Below are 19308 nucleotides of genomic sequence, written 5' to 3'. Positions count from 1 at the left end.
CTTGCAAGCGAAAAGGAAAATGGATTAAGTGGTTTAGGTATTAGTTATTGGGCTTTAATCACGGTACAAGTTGCGTGCAATATATTTTGCTATATGAGCGTAAAACGCAGAAAAGCTAAAATAAGGCCATCTCTAGATTCGTTCTCGATGGATTGAAATAAACATTTAAAAAGAGCACGTTCTGTTTTTACCTTGCTCTTTTGCTTTATAAAGTAGTTCATCAGCTCGCTTAATATCAAGGTCAATTGAGCGCTCAGCGTTTGCAGCTGTGATGCCAATGCTTAGCGTTATATTTACACTATCAGAGAATAGGCTTACAGCTGAAGATTCAAGGGCATTATGGATTTTTTCTGCAACGAGCTCCCCCTGCTCAACTGTTGCATCTGGAATCACAATTAAAAACTCCTCACCGCCCCAACGGGAAGCAATCGCATTTTGCGGAATATTATTTTCAAATGTTTTGGCTAAATGGATAAGAGCTTCATCGCCAAAATCATGGCCAAATTGATCATTAATTTTTTTAAAATTATCTACATCAGCTAATAATATTACAAACGGAATATTATTGTTTTTAAGCTCATTTTTAAAAACTATAAGCTTATTCATAGTGAAACGGCGGTTTGGCAGATTAGTGAGTGGATCTATAGTTGCTAAAAATTCATTTTTTTGGCTTAAAGCAATTAATTTACTGCTGTATTTTTCTCTTGAAAATTCGTAATAACCACTCAGCGATGCAACAATTATAAAAGCGAGTATGATTCTGACTGGAAACTGCTCAGGATTGTAGTCATATATATTAAATGTATCAGCGCAATAGAAACCGAGAACAATCGCCGATAAAAATAAAACAATATCATAAGTACCTCGCTTAAGCCCACGTATTGAATAAGTAACAGGAGATACTATAAATATCCATATTGGTCCTGTTCCTTGTGCTCCACCAGTGAGGACTAGGTAAAACATCAGTGCATAAAGGTTGTATAAAATTATGGTTGCAGATTTCTCTACACCTCTACCTATATTGAATGCCAATAAATAAACAAACGAAGAAGCTACTAAAGTAAATGCTAACAAATAGCTATTATTGATAAACGCTAAGCTAGCCATAGAAAAGGTTGCTATAAAGCCTATCGAAGAAAAGAATCGGACAATGAGCTTCCTTTCTGAATTGTTTGAATATTCGTACATAATTTATATTTATTTTATCATTATAGTAAGAGCCAACCTTATTATATAAAGTAAGCAAACCGTAAACAGCCTTTAATAATGAACTGACTTTATGTTTAAATCAACTATTAAGGTTAGTAATTAGCACTGACAATTGTGCCTATATATTTAGCCTTTTGCACTTATCCCAGATAAATACATTTTTATGAAATCAAATTACTTAGCCCTAATACCATTTTCTAAAATTATTTAAGTTTGCCCTTTTATTTCTTTAATAATTGAACTGACTGGGTGTAGAGCAATAACATAAACCTGCTCAGCTAAAGGTGGTAATAACGGTTCTATGAATTGTGTGTGGACCTAGTACACAACACATTAATTAATTTCAGAAGTTGAGCTTAATGCTAGCTGCGTTAACGCTTGTGAGATACGACTGCATGAATGCAGAGTACTGTAAGAGGACTTAACGAGAACAGCTAAATAGCGAAAATTTAGCCTTATTATCGACACGATTCTGTTATCTCAAGATAGACCACTTAATTAACCGAACTAGTATTAGAATATGAAGAATAAAGGAGTGTCGGAAACGTTTGTATGCATGAAACTAGCCCATAAAGCTGGTTAGTAGATGCCAAAGTAAACGCATTAGGCTTAGAAAGAACAACCACTAATGACAAAGCAACTTTTTCTGGTAGTTACTATATGAAGTTAGTAACTGGAGATATGGCTAAAGAAAATCATACAAAAGGCGGTGTGAATATAGCCCCGTTTGCCACAAATTACGTTGATATTACATTCGAATAGAACAAATAAAAAAGCAAGCCTCTTGGCTTGCTTTAAATATCATTTAATCAATACGAGCAATTAAACTTTTAAGTAATCCATAATACCTTCTGCAGCGTTACGTCCTTCAAAAATAGCAGTTACCACTAAATCTGAACCACGTACAATGTCGCCACCAGCAAATATTTTAGGGTTAGTAGTTTGATGTGTAAACTCACCTTGTTCTGGTGCATTGATGCCACCCCAGTGGTTTATTTCTACATCGTATTTTTCTAACCAATCCATTTTGTGAGGTTGGAAACCAAACGCCATAATAACTTGGTCTGCTTCAATAACATGCTCTGAACCAGGTACTTCTTCAGCGCGGCTTCTGCCTTTTGCGTCAGGTTCGCCTAATTTAGTTTTAACCATTTTAACGCCGGTCACTTTACCTTTATCGTCCAATACAATGCCTTTAGGCTGAACGTTATACGTAAATATAACGCCTTCTTCTTTCGCGTTTTTAACTTCACGTTTAGAGCCTGGCATATTTTCTTTATCACGACGATAAGCACAGGTTACTTTTGCCGCATTTTGTCGAATAGACGTACGTACACAGTCCATCGCTGTATCACCACCGCCAAGTACAACTACTTTTTGATTAGCCATATCAATACACGGTTGTTTTGTCTCGTCGTAGCCCATTACACGGTTCGTATTACCAATCAAAAACGGCAATGCATCGTGAACACCTGGTGCATCTTCGTTTTCAAGGCCCGCACGCATACTCTGATACGTACCAACCCCTAAAAATACAGCGTCGTAATCAGCTAAAATTTGATCAAGTGTAATATCAACACCTACTTCAACATTTAACTTAAATTCTACGCCCATTTCAGTGAAAATTTCACGGCGCTTTTGCATTACTGATTTTTCAAGTTTAAAAGAAGGAATACCAAATGTGAGTAGTCCGCCAATTTCTGGGTGACGATCGAACACCACTGGTTTAACACCATTTCGTACTAAAATATCAGCACAGCCTAAACCTGCAGGGCCCGCACCAATAATAGCTACTTTTTTGTCGGTCCATGTTACATAAGACATATCAGGCTTCCAGCCCATTTTAAATGCCTCATCAGTAATATACTTTTCAATATTACCAATTGTAACTGCACCAAACTCTTCGTCGAGCGTACACGAGCCTTCACACAAGCGGTCTTGTGGGCAAACACGCCCACAAACCTCTGGTAAGCTATTTGTACGATGAGAAAGCTCAGCCGCCTCGATAATACGGCCTGTGCGTATTAACTTTAACCATTGTGGAATGTAGTTATGTACTGGACATTTCCACTCACAGTATGGGTTACCACAATCTAAACAACGGTCAGCTTGTGAGTTAACCTGATTCTCTGAAAAGGGTTCGTAAATTTCTACGAAAGATTTTTTACGTGACGAGATTGGTTTCTTGCGTGGGTCTACACGCTGCACGTCTATAAATTGATATACATTTTCGCTCATACTGCCCCCTTATTGCGCCTGAACACGTAGTTCGGCACTACTGCGAGCGCGATGCCCGAGTAAACTTTTTACGTCGCTTGATATCGGTTTAACTAATTTAAACATAGGTAAGTACAATTCAAAGTTAGCTAAAATACTTTCTGCACGGCATGAGCCTGTAAGCTCTAAATGCTCGGCAATTAAGCCGCGTAAATGCTCTTGATGCGATGTTAATTCATCCAGTGTTACTATTTCTACAAGCTCTGGATTAATGCGTTTTTCAAAATCATTTCGTTCATCTAAAATATAAGCAAAACCACCTGTCATACCCGCACCAAAGTTAACACCTACATTGCCCAGTACACATACAACGCCGCCCGTCATGTATTCACAACCGTTGTCACCTACGCCTTCTACAACCGCTTGCACACCTGAGTTACGCACTGCAAAACGCTCGCCAGCACAACCTGCAGCAAATAGTTTGCCACCCGTTGCGCCGTATAAACATGTATTGCCTGCAATTGTTGCTTTATGACTTTCAAAAGACGAACCAAGTGGTGGACGAATTACTAGCTTACCACCCGCCATGCCTTTACCTACGTAATCATTAGCATCACCAACCAGTGTCATTTCAAGACCGCCAGCATTCCACACACCAAATGATTGACCCGCAGTACCATGTAGTTCAATTGCTACAGGGTCTGCCGCCATACCTTGATTACCATATTTATCAGCAATATAGCCAGAAAGCATTGCACCAACCGATCTGTCCGTATTACAAATACGACTTACTAGTGAAATACCGCTTGATGCATCAATTGCTTCTTGTGCCTTAGCAAGTAAGCTCTCATTGAGCTTTCCTAAATAATGCGAGCTATTAGGTACACTGCAATAAAGAGTCTCACCTGTTGGGTTATTTGGCTGAGCAATTACAGAAGATAAATCAATTTTCTTTTGCTTCGCTGTTTTACCTTCAATTTCTTCTAGTAAATCCAGGCGACCAATTAAGTCAGTTAAATTTGCAACACCTAAGCTTGCCATAATTTCACGCGCTTCTTGAGCTATGAACTTAAAGTAGTTCATCGCCATTTCTGGTAAGCCGTGGTAATGCTTTTGACGAAGTGTTTCGTCTTGTGTTGCAACACCGGTCGCACAGTTATTTAAGTGACAAATTCGTAAGTATTTACAACCAAGCGCAACCATTGGGCCGGTACCAAAGCCAAAGCTCTCGGCACCTAAAATCGCTGCTTTAATAATATCTAAACCTGTTTTTAAACCACCATCTGTTTGTAAGCGAATACGATGACGAAGGCCATTTTCAACAAGTGCCTGCTGCGTTTCAGCAAGACCAAGCTCCCAAGGGCTACCCGCATATTTAACAGAAGTAAGCGGACTTGCGCCTGTACCGCCGTCATAACCAGAAATAGTAATTAAATCGGCATATGCTTTAGCAACACCTGTTGCAATGGTTCCTACACCTGGTTCTGAGACCAGTTTTACAGAAATAAGTGCTTTAGGGTTTACTTGTTTTAAATCGAAAATCAGCTGAGCTAAATCTTCAATTGAATAAATATCGTGATGCGGTGGTGGCGAAATTAACGTAACACCCGGTACCGAATAACGAAGTTTTGCAATATAAGGGGTTACTTTTTCACCCGGTAATTGTCCACCTTCGCCTGGTTTTGCACCTTGTGCTACTTTAATTTGAATAACGTCAGCACTGCGTAAGTAATGAGGCGTTACACCAAATCGACCTGAAGCGACTTGCTTAATACGCGAGTTTTTCTCTGTACCATAACGTAGTTTATCTTCGCCGCCTTCACCTGAGTTTGAACAACCCCCTAAGCGGTTCATTGCAATTGCTAGCGCCTCATGCGCTTCTGGTGATAACGCACCAATACTCATTGCTGCTGAGTCAAAACGCTTGTATAAGTTTTCTGCAGACTCTACTTCATCGATGCTTATACCTTGCTCAGGTAATTTAAGCGCTAACATATCGCGCAAAGTCGCTATTGGGCGATTATTAACTAAATCAGCGTACGCACTGTAGTCTTTATAATCACCTGAACGCACCGCTTTTTGCAGTGTTTGAATAACATCTGGATTATAAGCATGATACTCACCACCGTGAACGTACTTAAATAAACCACCGTGGCTTAATAATTTACGCTTACTTAAAGCAAGTTTGTGCAAACTTTGCTGATCGTCATCAAAGTCAGTAAAGCATGCACCTTGTATGCGACTTGCCACACCTTTAAAGCACATGTCAACAATGGCATCAGATAGACCAACTGCTTCAAACAACATTGAACAACGGTATGACGCAACCGTACTTATGCCCATTTTAGACATAATTTTGTATAAGCCTTTATTAATGGCTTTACGGTAAGCAAGAGTAACCTCGCAGTACGATTTATTAATAATTTTGCTGTCGCTCATCGCAACAAGCGACTCATACGCTAGGTATGGATAAATTGCTGTAGCACCGAAACCTAATAACACAGCAAACTGGTGCGCATCACGCACACTACCTGTTTCAATAATAATATTTGATTCACAACGAAGGTTGTTATCAACAAGGCGCTTTTGTACAGCGCCTACAGCCATTGCCGCAGGGATTGGTAAATTCGTTTCATCAAAGTTACGGTCAGTTAAAATAAGCATAATACAACCAGCGGCTGCTTTTTCTTGTGCTTGGTCACAAATACGCGTAACCGCGCTTTCTAAACCCTCTTCAACTGTGTAGGTAATGTCAATTTTACAGTAGCTGTAGTGCGCTTCATCAGCATTTAATAGCTGCTGCATATCTGCGTACATTAAAATTGGTGTATCGAACTGTAGGCGCTTAGCATGGCCTGTAGTTTCGTTAAATACGTTTTGCTCACTACCAATACACGTTGCAAGCGACATTACATGGTTTTCACGCAATGGATCGATAGGTGGATTTGTTACCTGCGCAAATTTTTGGCGGAAGTAATCATAAAGCGAACGGTGTCCTTCACTAAGCACAGCAAATGGCGTGTCGTCACCCATAGAGCCTGTCGCTTCTTGACCATTTTCACCCATTACACGGATAACGCTATCAAGCTCTTCGTTGGTATAACCAAACATTTTTTGATATTTAGCTAACGTTTCGTCATCAAATGAGCGATTACCGGCGTCTTGCTCAGTCAGTTCTTCAAATGGAACTAAACGCTTAACGTTTTCTTCAAGCCATGATTTATAAGGGTGGCGAGATTTTAAATCTTGATCAATTTCATCAGAGTGCCAAATTTTGCCAAGTTTAGTATCAATGACTAATAATTCACCTGGACCAACGCGGCCTTTTTCAACCACTTCATCGGCAGTGTAATCCCAAATACCTACTTCTGATGCAAGCGTAATAAAACCATCTTGTGTAATTACATAACGCGCAGGACGAAGCCCATTACGGTCAAGGTTACAAGCCGCAAAACGACCATCCGACATAACAATACCGGCGGGGCCATCCCATGGTTCCATATGCATAGAGTTAAAGTCGTAAAATGCACGTAAATCATCGTCCATTGCACGGTTTTTTTGCCATGCAGGTGGCACGAGCATACGCATAGCGCGGAATAAATCCATGCCACCAGCTAAAAACAGCTCAAGCATATTATCTAGGCTTGATGAATCAGAACCGGTTTCGTTTACAAACGGCGCTGCGCTTTGTAAATCAGGAATAAGCGGTGACGCAAACTTATATGAACGTGCGCGTGCCCACTGGCGGTTACCTTCAATAGTATTAATTTCACCATTGTGTGCTAAATAGCGGAAAGGTTGAGCTAAAGGCCAACGCGGTTGTGTATTAGTAGAAAAACGCTGATGAAAAACACAAATCGCACTTGTCATACGAATATCAGCTAAATCTAGATAAAAATTAGGTAAATCTGCAGGCATCATTAAGCCTTTATAGATAGTTACCAAACCAGATAGACTTGCGATATAGAAAGCTTCGTCATCAACAATGCGCTTTTCAGCACGGCGGCGCGCTACGTACAAGCGACGCTCTAAATCTTTAGAGCGCCAACCTTCTGGCGCGCTAACAAAAATTTGTTCAAAACCCGGTAATTGCTGTACAGCAATAGGACCCAGCATTGATGGGTCGGTTGGTACTACACGCCAACCTAAAATATTTAGCGTTTCTTTTTCTAATTCTTCACTAAGTATTTTTTTTGCAGCTTGCGCTAAAACGGGATCTGAATTTAAAAATATCATACCCACTGCATAGTTTTTGCCTAAGTGCCAGTTGTGTTCACTAGCAATAGCACGGAAAAAGCTATCTGGCTTTTGTAATAATAAACCACAGCCATCACCTGTTTTACCATCAGCAGATATACCGCCACGGTGCTGCATGCGATCAAGCCCCGTAATAGCTGTACGAATAAGCCTATGGCTAGCTTGACCATTAACTTGAGCTATTAAGCCAAAGCCACAATTTTCTTTTTCTAACTTTGAGTCGTATAACATAGACCCCTCCCCTTGCTGCACTGTTAGCGTGGATGAACTACTCGACGATTTGCTAACAGACGGACAAAACTAGCCTCTATCTTAAATAGAGTCAATAGCACTTTGAATACATATTCACATTCTTGAATATTTCTCACTTCATAGCAAGATTTCTTTTTACCATTACTTTTAACATTTAGCGTTATTTTAACCACTATTTTTTCATGACACTGGTGTCAACTTTAACATATTGTAAAAAACACAAGGCTTCGTCGTGACAGCTTACGTAAACGTAAAGGCAACAAAAAGTGAATAAGTATTCAGCAACGGAGGGGCTATTCAGTTAACATTTAGATAGTTTTGTGCTATTTCATTACTTTAATGACTTAACATCCCCGATTATTGCTGCTCATTAGTATAGTTATGAAAGTTCATGTCATTTTTTGTACGTTTATAGTGAATTTTTATTTAAACCAGTGTCCGATGCGGACACACAAACTGTCCGCGGACATGAATTTAAAGAACAAAAAAATAAAATCACTTAAATATCAATACCATAATTGTTGGCATATTAATCGTATAGCTTTATATATAATCGCTAATTGGAATTACTATGTTTACTCTAAGCTTATTTTTACTCTCTCCTATTGCCGCAATTTGCACAGCAGCTTTATTACTGCTGTGCGAAGAATACATAAAAGCAATGTAGGGAGAATTAAATGATTAAAGATACCAGCGCACAAGATGTACAGGTAAAGGCACCTATCAGCTATAAAAAATACGCAATAATCACTGCGATTGTTTTCATTGTGGTCTCTACAATTGCTTATATTTTTTTAACTAGCCATAGCGCTAAAAGCTCTATTAGCCGCTCAAAAGTGCAAATTGCAAAAGTACATGTTAAAGCGCTTATTCGGGACATTGCCGCCAGTGGTAAAATTGTTGCTGCCAATGCCCCTCAAATCTATAGCCCAGAACGTGGATTTATAGATTTAAAAGTAAAGGCCGGTGATACAGTAAAACAAGGCGACACACTTGCCCTGCTGCAAAGTCCTGAGTTGACTAATGAATTAAAGCAACAGGAGTCTGTACTTAAAAGGCTTGAAGGCGAGCAGCAAAGGCAACATTTGCAAGCAAGACGCCAAACACTCACCTTAAATAAAACACTCGATATGGCACAAGTTGAGCTTAACGCCGCTGAGCGCGAAAATCGTCGTGCGCAGTTATCAATTCAAAAGCACTTAATCAGCCAAATTGATCTTGAAAAAGCAGTTGATGATTTATCACGTGCAAGGCTCACATATAAGCATGCACAACAAGAGGTATTACTTGCCAAAGACACGCTCGCCTTTGAACTACAAGCAGCTAAAAGTGATGTAATCCGCCAACAACTTATTGTTGATGACTTAATCCGAAAAGTAAGAAACCTATCTATTAAGGCTACCGTTACAGGGATTGTGGGTAACCTATTAGTGCAACAAAAAGCCGCAGTGACGCAAAGCCAACCTCTTATGACTCTCGTCGACTTAAGTAATTTTGAAGCCGAACTCCAAGTTCCTGAAAGTTACGCAAACGAATTAGGGCTCGGTATGGAAGTAGAGCTTAAGTTAGGCAATGAAACAGTGATGGGGAATTTATCCGCCATATCACCAGAAGTAAATAATCGTGAAGTAACAGCACGCGTCCGGTTTAAAGGTGTTACTAACAATATTCGTCAGAACCAACGCTTAACTGCACGTATTTTACTCGACAACCGAGAAGGTGTAATGCAAGTAAAGCGTGGTGCATTTATGCAGCAAGGCGGAATTGTAGCTTATAAAGTCGATGGCAATATCGCAAAGCGCATACCTATTACAATAGGTGCCACCAGCATTAATGCGGTTGAGCTTTTGAGCGGACTAAAAGAAAACGATGAAATTATTATTTCAAGCTACAGCGACTTTAAGCAAGCCAACACGATTTTATTAAATTAAACAGACGTTCTCAACCAACGCTAAAAATAATTAGGAACAACCATGTTACAAATGAACAATGTAAGTAAAGTATACCAAACAGAAATGGTACAAACCCATGCGCTTCGAGACTTTAACCTGCACGTAAACGAAGGCGAATTTATTGCTGTTACTGGTCCTAGCGGCTCAGGAAAAACAACCTTTTTAAATATTGCAGGTATGCTCGAGCCTTTTAACGAAGGTGAATACCTGTTGGATGGCGTTAATGTTGGCAGCCTAAACGATAACCAACGTGCTGATTTACGTAATCAAAAAATTGGCTTTATATTCCAAGGCTTTAATTTGATCCCCGATTTAAATTTATATGAAAACATAGAAGTCCCTCTTCGCTACAGAGGGATTAAAGCAAATGAGCGAAAACGTCGAATTGAGCAATGCCTTGAACAAGTTGGTTTAGCATCTCGCGCTAAACACTTACCTCAACAACTCTCTGGTGGCCAACAACAACGTGTGGCAATAGCCCGTGCGCTTGCTGGTGAACCTCGTTTTTTACTTGCCGATGAGCCAACAGGTAACCTTGACAGCTTAATGGCTCGCCAAGTTATGGAGTTACTTGAACAAATCAATCGCGACGGTGCCACTATTGTAATGGTAACGCATGATAGCGAATTAGCCCGTCGTGCTCCGCGTAATATTCAAGTAGTTGATGGACAACTTGCCGACTTTACGCTTTATCAGGGCGCGCAAACTATAAAAACAGCTTCGGGGGTTTAACTAATGTTTATTCATTATTTAGATTTAAGTTGGCGCAGCTTCAAGCGCACCCCACTGGTTAGCTTTTTAATGGTACTTGCCATTGCGATAGGTATAGGCATAACAATGACCAGCCTTAGTGTTTATCACATGATGTCGGCCGATCCTATTCCAGAAAAAAGCAGCCAACTTTACAGTGTGCAATTACAAACAATGGACGATGGTATTACGTGGTGGACAGAAGATAACATGCCACTGCAACTGACCTATCAAGATGCAGAGAACTTATTAAACGCACCCACGTCAGAGAAAAAAGTGGCTATGATGCGTACCGGCTTTTCAGTTTATCTAGACTCCGACAAAATAAAGCCTTTTATAGGTAATGCTCGCATGACAACGCCTGACTTTTTTAGCATGTTTAATTTGTCATTTCTATACGGAGGGGCTTGGAGCAAAGAGCAAGAAAACTCAGCCGCACCTGTGGTTGTTATTACCAAAGAGATAAACGATAAACTATTTGCAGGACAAAACTCCGTCGGAGAACTGATTTACTTAGATGATGCAAGCTATCAAGTAGTTGGTGTTATTAACCATTGGCCTCTCAATATTAAATATTATGATTTAAATAACGGTGCATTTAATCAAGTAGAAGAGTTATTTATGCCCTTTAGCTTAATAAAGGCAAAAGAGCTAGTAAGTTGGGGCAATAGCAATGGATGGAAACACGAAAACACACCAACCTTTGCAGATAAACTGCAATCTGAGCAAGTATGGATCCAGTTTTGGGCAGAGCTAAATACGCTTGAACAAAAAAAAGTCTATCAAAATTACTTATTAGCCTATATGCAAGAACAACAAAAACGTGGTCGATTTAATCGTAAAGAACTTGAGTATAAACTTCGCGATGTAAACCAATGGATGCAATACAACAACGTCGTCACCGAAGACAATAAAATTTTAGTGGGCCTGAGCTTTATGTTCTTAGGTGTCTGCTTAGCCAATATTTTAGGTTTACTTTTAGCTAAGTTTTTACGCAGAGCGCCGGAAGTAGGTGTAAGACGCGCATTAGGTGCTAGTAAAAGGCAAATATTTTTACAGCACTTAGTTGAGGTCGCCATGCTTGGCTTTATAGGTGGCATGCTAGGAATTGTACTAGCACAACTTGGCTTAATGGGCGTAGGACAAAGCTACGACTACTATGAAAACTTAGCGACAATGGATTTAACCATGCTATTGAGCGCCCCATTGATTGCAATTACAACCTGCATTTTAGCTGGTTTGTACCCAGCTTGGTTAGTGTGTAAAACCAATCCTGCTATTTATCTTAAGAGCCAATAAGGAATGTCACAATGTTAGAAATAAAACCTATATTTAACGCCTTATGCCGCTCAAAGGTGGGCGCTGTATTACTACTAATTCAAATTGCAATCACAACGGCAATAGTCAGTAATGCTGCATTTATCATTCAAGACAGAATTAGCTATTTAAACCAAGAAACGGGCTACCCTGAACAAGATATATTTAAGTTTAATGTAATGACCTTTGGTACTGATATTAACTTAAGTCAGCAGTTTGAGCTTGATGAAAGCATGCTTAGAAAAATGCCAGGCGTGGTCGATGCCGCATTAAGCAGTAGTATTCCACTATCAGGGAGTGGCAGCGCTTCGAGCTTTAATTTAAAACCTGCTCCACAAGAAGGCCTAAGTGTCAGGACCGCTTATATTTTTATAGATGACCACGCAATTAATACCTACGGCGTTAACTTAATTGCAGGGCGAAACTTTACCGAAGATGAAGTGCTCGTTACAAACGAAATTACACAAAAGCGTACCAACGTCACTATAGTCACTAAAGCCTTACTTGATGAGCTCTACCCTGATGGAGATGGTTTAGGGAAAATAGTTTATTTTGGTGACCTACCACTTAAAGTTATTGGCGTGATCGGAAAAATGAAAGGCCCGTGGCTCAAAGACAGTAAACCCGATAATCTTGCGTTTATTCCTTATATTAAAGCAGCAAGTTATGCACAAGTTGCCGTTCGTACTAAGCCTGGTCAGCGAGCAGCTGTAATGAAAGAAATAGAAAATGCTATGCTCGAAAATTACAGCAAACGCGTTATTAACAACATTAAAGGGCTTGATGAATTAAAAAATGAGTATACCGCTCAAGATCGCCTTATGATGCGCATGCTCATAGTATTAATCACTATTTTAGTACTTATAACCGCTCTCGGTATTTTTGGCTTAACCTTATTTAATATTAGCAAACGTACTAAGCAAATTGGTACACGCAGAGCACTTGGCGCAAGAAAGTCAGCTATTGTTAGCTACTTTTTAGTAGAAAATGCATTAATTTGTAGCCTAGGTTTAGCCTTAGGTGTAGTAACAGCAATACTACTTGGGAAAATGTTAATGCAGTATTTTTCTGTAGCCGCACTACCGCCAAGTTATATAGCCGTTACCGCCATTGCCGTATTTTTAATGAGTTTACTTGCAGTATTAGCGCCGGCTAAACGCGCTGCCAATATTTCGCCCAGTATCGCAACTCGCACTATTTAATAATATGTAAATCACTATGCTACACTGCTTAGTAAGGCAGTGTAGCCATTAAAAAATTATAAAAATAACCTATGACTCATAAAATACTCATTGTTGATGATAACCAAGCAGTACTCGACGCACTTTCATTGTTGCTCGAGATCCACGATTTTTCGGTAGTCACTGCAACAAATCCATTTGATGCTTTGCAAATAGTTCGCTATCAACGAATTGAGCTTGTAATTCAAGACATGAACTTTACCAGCGACACAACCTCTGGCGAAGAAGGTAAAACGTTGTTTTATGAACTACGAGAAATAAACCCACACCTACCTATTATACTTATTACAGCCTGGACCGAACTTGCCACCGCCATTGAGCTTGTAAAAGCCGGTGCTGCTGATTACTTACCAAAACCCTGGGATGATGCAAAACTACTAGTTTGTATCGGTAACTTAATAGAGCTAGGCAGTGCTAAAAAAATAGTGGCGACACATAATCGCCATCAACAAGAACGTGAAGGTACATTTAAAAGCGCAGACCTTGCTGGGCTAATATTTAAAAGTACTGCGATGGAACGACTGGTTACTATGGCGCTTCAAGTGGCTAAATCTGATATATCTGCATTAATTACAGGCCCTAATGGGAGTGGCAAAGAGTGTATTGCGCATATTATTCAAAAAAACTCCCCGCTTGTATCGCAACCTTTTATTAAGGTAAACGCCGGTGCACTACCGCAAGAACTTATAGAGGCCGAACTTTTTGGCGCTGAAGCTGGCGCATACACGGGGATAACCAAACAACGTATTGGTCGATTTGAAGCAGCTGATGGCGGTACGTTATTTTTAGATGAAATTGGTAATTTACCACTTTCAGGACAAATAAAATTACTACGCGTACTACAAACCGGCGAGTTTGAACGTTTAGGCTCAACACAAACACGAAAGGTAAATGTGCGGGTTATATCGGCTACTAACGAAAACTTACTACAAGCAATTCAACAAGGTCGATTTAGGGAAGACTTATATTATCGTCTTAATGTAATTGAGCTCAATGTGCCTGCCCTAAGTGAAAGACAAGATGATGTTTTAGCACTTATTAGCCATTTTTTACCTCACCGAGAGCTGACTATAAACACAGAGCAAGCACTTCAACATTATAAATGGCCAGGTAACGTTCGAGAGCTAGAAAATGCTTGTAAACGTGTAGCGGTACTAAAACCAACAGGTGCGCTTACAGTCGATGACTTTGCACTTTCGTCATCGGTTACTGCTCAACAAGAAGCAAAAGCAGAGCCGACCAAACAGGAAATAGAACACGCAATGCGCGCTCATCAAGGTGTTATAGCCAAAGTGGCCCGTGAATTTGGTTTAAGCCGACAAGCACTTTACAGGCGGTTACAAAAAATGGGTATTGATTATTAATGCCAAACATTATTAGCCACTTTACCCTAAGCCAAAAGGTTCTGTTAATTTGCGCACTTTGTAGCGCGCTGCCTGTTTTTATTATTGCCGCACTTAGTGGTTTTGATATGTACTACACTCTGTTTTTAATATTACTAACGCTTGCATTTAGCACCTTGCTTTCAAGAGCTCTCACCAAGCCAATAAAGCTTGGCATGCAATCGCTCGAAACCGGGTTGCTTAATTTTAAAGATGGTGAGCTCTCCAGCTTACTAGCGTATAAAAGTAATGATGAACTTGGAAAACTATGCCGACTTTATAATCAAACCGCTAAACAGCTTCGCCAAGAAAAACAATGGATTTACCAGCGCGAGTTAATGCTTGATAAAGTATTGCAAAGCTCGCCGCAAGCGTTATTACTGGTCAATGATAATAATACGGTGGTATTTAGTAATTTAATTAGCCGTAGTTTATTTAATAGCGCAACCCGCCTTGAAGGTATGCAGCTAAGTAAATTACTCAAAAATTCGCCTCTGCAATTAATAGCAGCTATAGAGCACGGTGTTGATGGCCTCTTTAATATAGAAATAGAGAATCAAGACTCGCAAACTTGGCATTTAGCCACCGGGGAGTTTTTACTCAATAACCAAAAGCATCATTTATATATATTTAAACAATTAACCCGTGAGCTTAGTCGCCAAGAAGTTGCCGTGTGGAAAAAGGTAATACGCATTATCAGCCACGAATTGAATAATTCACTCGGCCCTATGTCGTCCATGTTACATAGCGCACAATTGCTCGCAAATAAAGTTGATGAGCCCCGCCTTGCCCGTGTATTTGCAACTATTGATGAGCGAATTAGTCATTTAACTGAATTTGTACAAGGCTATGGCAAGTTTGCTAAATTACCTCAGCCACAAAAAACACGGATTAACTGGCAAAACACACTCAATAATTTAAAAAATCACTGGCAATTTAGCTACGAAATAAAAAATTCACACAATGAATTACAAGCTGATCAAGCCCAACTCGAGCAGCTGCTGATAAACCTATTAAAAAATTCACACGAGTCAGGCTCCAACGCCAATGAAATACATATTCAGGTCGAGTTTGTACCCCAAACATGTGTTATAAATGTAAGCGACTGCGGCAAAGGAATGAGCGAGCAAGTAATGGCAAATGCTTTAGTGCCCTTTTATTCAACAAAAAGTACGGGGAGTGGTTTAGGGCTAGCTTTATGCAGAGAAATAGCAGAAGCGCATCAAGGGCATATAAGTTTACATAACAAAATAGAGGGCGGCTTAAACGTACAAGTGAGCCTTCCTTATTCATAAATTTACACAAATTAAAAACAACAAAGCCACTTAAGAAGTGGCTTTGTGTTTAAAGAGCTTAATAACCTGAGTTCAGGTTGAGTAATAAATTACTCTGCGTCAGCTTCTTTATATTTAGCAGCAGTTTCAGTAATTAACGGCTGTAATTCACCGCGTTGAAACATTTCGATAATAATGTCACAACCACCAACTAATTCGCCATCTACCCAAAGTTGTGGGAATGTTGGCCAATTTGCGTATGCTGGAAGCTCAGCACGAATGTCTGGATTAAGTAAAATATCAACGTATGCAAATGGTTCACCACATGACATTAACGCTTGCGATGCTTGTGAAGAAAAACCACAATTTGGTAATTTTGGTGACCCTTTCATGAAAAGGATTATTGGATTTTCTGAAATTTGCTGTTTAATTTTATCAATGGTTTCCATCTACAACCTCAAAGTAACGATAGCTAAATATATTTAGGTCTTGAAAATAACTCATCGTGACCACAAATATATAACTTAAAATGGGCAAATAAAGCCGCAATTGAAATAGTCTTTCGCAATAGCATTGCTGTTTGCTTAAACTTGAGTAAAATACTCAACAATTATAGTAACACTATATTACCGCTTGGTATAGGTAACTGCTCTGTTTCAACAGGCATTACGTATTACCAAATGGACTATCAACCAAAGAAGATGGAGATAAAAAAATGGCATTTGAACTACCGTCACTACCATATGCAATCGACGCACTTGAGCCACATATTTCAAAAGAAACGCTAGAGTTTCACCATGGCAAACACCACAACACATACGTGGTTAAGCTTAATGGTTTAATCCCTGGTACTGAGTTTGAAAACAAATCTCTAGAAGAGATCGTATGTTCATCAGAAGGCGGCGTATTTAACAACGCAGCACAAATCTGGAACCATACTTTTTACTGGAACAGCTTATCTCCAAACGGCGGCGGCGAGCCTACTGGCGCAGTTGCCGATGCAATCAACGCTAAATGGGGTTCTTTCGATGCGTTTAAAGATGCATTAAATGACAAAGCAGTAAATAACTTTGGTTCAAGCTGGACGTGGTTAGTTAAGCTTGCTGATGGTTCACTAGACATCGTTAATACATCTAACGCTGCTACACCATTAACTGATGATGGCGTTACTCCAATCCTTACAGTGGATTTATGGGAACACGCTTACTACATCGATTACCGTAACGTTCGTCCAGATTACCTTAAAGGTTTTTGGTCGCTTGTTAACTGGGAATTCGCGAACGCTAACTTCGCTTAATTAGCCTTTAAACGCTAATGTAAAAAAGACGCTTAGGCGTCTTTTTTTGTTTCTTATTCATCACTCCCAAGCGCCTTACTATTTAATAAAACACTTTTAGTAACATGATCTTTTTTCACTTAAATTTTTAATTTTATTGCACAAAAATACACATTCGCGACTAGACTTTAAAAAGTAAGCACCTTTTTACAGCGGGTTTCGGAGGTTATTATGACGATTTTTGAGCATTACCAAGCACGATACGAAGCGGCACAGGAAGAAGAATACAGTATCGCTGAATTTCTTGAAATTTGTAAAACCGATAAGTCTGCCTACGCCAGCGCACCAGAACGCCTACTCATGGCAATTGGCGAACCAAACATAGTAGATACCGCAACGGATGCACGACTAAGTCGATTGTTTTCTAATAGAGTAGTTGCACGCTACCCAGCTTTTACTGATTTTTATGGTATGGAAGACGCCATTGAGCAAATAGTCTCTTATTTAAAACACGCCGCCCAGGGGCTTGAAGAATGCAAGCAAGTGCTTTATTTGCTTGGACCTGTTGGGGGTGGTAAATCATCTATTGCCGAAAAACTAAAATATTTAATGCAACAAGTGCCTATTTATTCAATTAAAGGCTCTCCGGTAAACGACCATCCCCTTGCACTATTTGACCCAATAGAGGACGCCGACGTACTAAAGCAAGAGTACGGTATTAAACCGCGCTACTTAAAAACCATTATGTCGCCTTGGGCTGGTAAACGCTTAAAAGAATTCAATGGTGATATTAGCCAGTTTAGAGTGGTTAAACGCTACCCTTCTATTTTAAATCAAATAGGCATTGCCAAAACCGAACCAGGAGATGAAAACAACCAAGATATTTCGGCGCTAGTGGGTAAAGTAGATATTCGCCAGCTTGAGCACTTTGCCCAAAACGATCCTGATGCATACGCCTACTCGGGCTCTTTATGTTTAGCTAACCAAGGGCTGATGGAATTTGTAGAAATGTTTAAAGCACCTATTAAAGTGCTGCACCCTTTACTTACCGCAACCCAAGAAGGTAACTATAACGGCACAGAAGGTATTAGTGCTCTGCCCTTTAATGGCATGATCCTCGCTCACTCTAATGAGTCTGAGTGGCAAACCTTTAAAAACAATAAAAACAACGAAGCATTTTTAGACCGTGTTTATATTGTAAAAGTACCTTACTGCTTGCGTGTAACTGAAGAAATTAAAATTTATGACAAATTACTTGAGCACAGCGAGCTGTACAACGCGCCATGCGCACCAGGTACACTTAAAACATTGGCGCAATTTACAACATTATCACGTTTAAAAGAGCCAGAAAATTCCAGTATTTATTCAAAAATGCGGGTATACGATGGCGAAACTCTAAAAGACACCGACCCTAAAGCAAAATCGTATCAAGAATACCGCGATTACGCAGGTGTTGATGAAGGTATGACGGGGCTCTCTACTCGTTTTGCGTTTAAGATTTTATCCCGCGTGTTTAACTTTGATACCACTGAGGTTGCTGCAAATCCGGTGCACTTATTTTATGTGCTTGAGCAACAGATAGAGCGCGAGCAATTTTCAAGTGAAATAGAAGAGCGTTATTTAAGCTTTTTAAAAGGCTATTTAATACCGCAATACGTTGAGTTTATAGGTAAAGAACTGCAAACCGCCTATTTAGAATCCTACTCAGAATACGGACAAAATATTTTTGACCGTTATGTAATTTATGCAGACTTTTGGATACAAGACCAAGAATATCGCGACCCCGATACCGGACAACTATTTGACCGCGAGGCACTTAATGCCGAACTTGAAAAAATAGAAAAATCAGCAGGAATTTCTAATCCTAAAGATTTTCGTAATGAAATAGTGAATTTTGTACTGCGTGCCCGTGCGCATAACAACGGTAAAAACCCGCTATGGACAAGCTACGAAAAATTACGCACGGTAATTGAGAAAAAAATGTTCTCTAATACTGAAGATTTACTCCCCGTTATTTCGTTTAATACTAAAACGTCTGCAGAGGATCAGCAAAAGCACGAAGACTTTGTGAACCGTATGGTCGAAAAAGGCTATACACAAAAACAAGTTCGCTTGCTTTCTGAGTGGTATTTACGGGTTAGAAAATCGCAATAACCTTCATAGTCGTAGTATATAGGAGGT

Annotated in this window: 12 protein-coding genes; 8 read left to right on the top strand and 4 right to left on the bottom strand. The window is 39.7% G+C overall.

What is annotated here, in order from left to right; all coding sequences use genetic code 11:
• Nucleotides 1–165 precede the first annotated feature (165 nt).
• From WNY79_RS02710 to gltB, 3 genes are all read right to left on the bottom strand, one after another.
• Nucleotides 166–1188, bottom strand: coding sequence for a GGDEF domain-containing protein (locus WNY79_RS02710; RefSeq protein ID WP_342875047.1), 1023 nt, complete (start codon nucleotides 1186–1188; stop codon nucleotides 166–168).
• 843 nt (nucleotides 1189–2031) lie between these two features.
• Nucleotides 2032–3447, bottom strand: coding sequence for an FAD-dependent oxidoreductase (locus WNY79_RS02705; RefSeq protein WP_076924143.1), 1416 nt, complete (start codon nucleotides 3445–3447; stop codon nucleotides 2032–2034).
• Between the two features lie 9 nt (nucleotides 3448–3456).
• Entirely contained in the window at nucleotides 3457–7914 is a 4458-nt protein-coding gene (gene gltB / locus WNY79_RS02700) for a glutamate synthase large subunit (protein ID WP_170070676.1), read from the bottom strand.
• A 698-nt stretch (nucleotides 7915–8612) separates the two neighbouring features.
• Here gltB and WNY79_RS02695 point away from each other — a divergent pair.
• From WNY79_RS02695 to WNY79_RS02670, 6 genes are all read left to right on the top strand, one after another.
• Nucleotides 8613–9866 (top strand): HlyD family efflux transporter periplasmic adaptor subunit, encoded by a 1254-nt coding sequence (locus WNY79_RS02695; protein WP_342875046.1) that lies wholly within the window; start codon nucleotides 8613–8615, stop codon nucleotides 9864–9866.
• Between the two features lie 42 nt (nucleotides 9867–9908).
• Nucleotides 9909–10619 carry an ABC transporter ATP-binding protein gene (locus tag WNY79_RS02690; protein WP_197185988.1) on the top strand — a complete coding sequence of 237 codons (711 nt, stop codon included), beginning with the start codon at nucleotides 9909–9911 and terminating at the stop codon, nucleotides 10617–10619.
• Nucleotides 10620–10622: 3 nt separating this feature from the next.
• The gene (locus WNY79_RS02685; RefSeq protein ID WP_342875045.1) at nucleotides 10623–11936 is read left to right on the top strand and encodes an ABC transporter permease; all 1314 of its coding nucleotides are present in this window, start codon (nucleotides 10623–10625) and stop codon (nucleotides 11934–11936) included.
• A gap of 11 nt (nucleotides 11937–11947) precedes the next feature.
• Nucleotides 11948–13156 (top strand): FtsX-like permease family protein, encoded by a 1209-nt coding sequence (locus WNY79_RS02680; protein ID WP_294113158.1) that lies wholly within the window; start codon nucleotides 11948–11950, stop codon nucleotides 13154–13156.
• A 71-nt stretch (nucleotides 13157–13227) separates the two neighbouring features.
• Nucleotides 13228–14559 (top strand): sigma-54 dependent transcriptional regulator, encoded by a 1332-nt coding sequence (locus WNY79_RS02675; RefSeq protein WP_342875044.1) that lies wholly within the window; start codon nucleotides 13228–13230, stop codon nucleotides 14557–14559.
• A complete protein-coding gene (locus WNY79_RS02670; protein WP_342875043.1) occupies nucleotides 14559–15872 on the top strand; it encodes an ATP-binding protein in 1314 nt (437 codons plus the stop codon). Before WNY79_RS02675 ends, WNY79_RS02670 begins: the two co-directional genes overlap by 1 nt.
• A gap of 89 nt (nucleotides 15873–15961) precedes the next feature.
• Here WNY79_RS02670 and WNY79_RS02665 read toward each other — a convergent pair whose 3' ends face one another.
• Nucleotides 15962–16300 (bottom strand): Grx4 family monothiol glutaredoxin, encoded by a 339-nt coding sequence (locus tag WNY79_RS02665; protein WP_004335359.1) that lies wholly within the window; start codon nucleotides 16298–16300, stop codon nucleotides 15962–15964.
• A gap of 266 nt (nucleotides 16301–16566) precedes the next feature.
• On the opposite strand from WNY79_RS02665, the gene WNY79_RS02660 reads away from it, so the two are divergent.
• Complete coding sequence (locus WNY79_RS02660) at nucleotides 16567–17148, top strand: Fe-Mn family superoxide dismutase (RefSeq protein ID WP_002960323.1); 582 nt, start codon at nucleotides 16567–16569, stop codon at nucleotides 17146–17148.
• A gap of 210 nt (nucleotides 17149–17358) precedes the next feature.
• Nucleotides 17359–19281: a PrkA family serine protein kinase gene (locus WNY79_RS02655; protein WP_342875042.1), complete on the top strand. Its 1923-nt coding sequence runs from the start codon at nucleotides 17359–17361 to the stop codon at nucleotides 19279–19281.
• Nucleotides 19282–19308 lie beyond the last annotated feature (27 nt).

This window comes from Pseudoalteromonas sp. AS84 (genome assembly GCF_038900255.1).
GTDB lineage: Bacteria > Pseudomonadota > Gammaproteobacteria > Enterobacterales > Alteromonadaceae > Pseudoalteromonas.
This window is presented reverse-complemented; position numbering and strand designations above follow the sequence as displayed.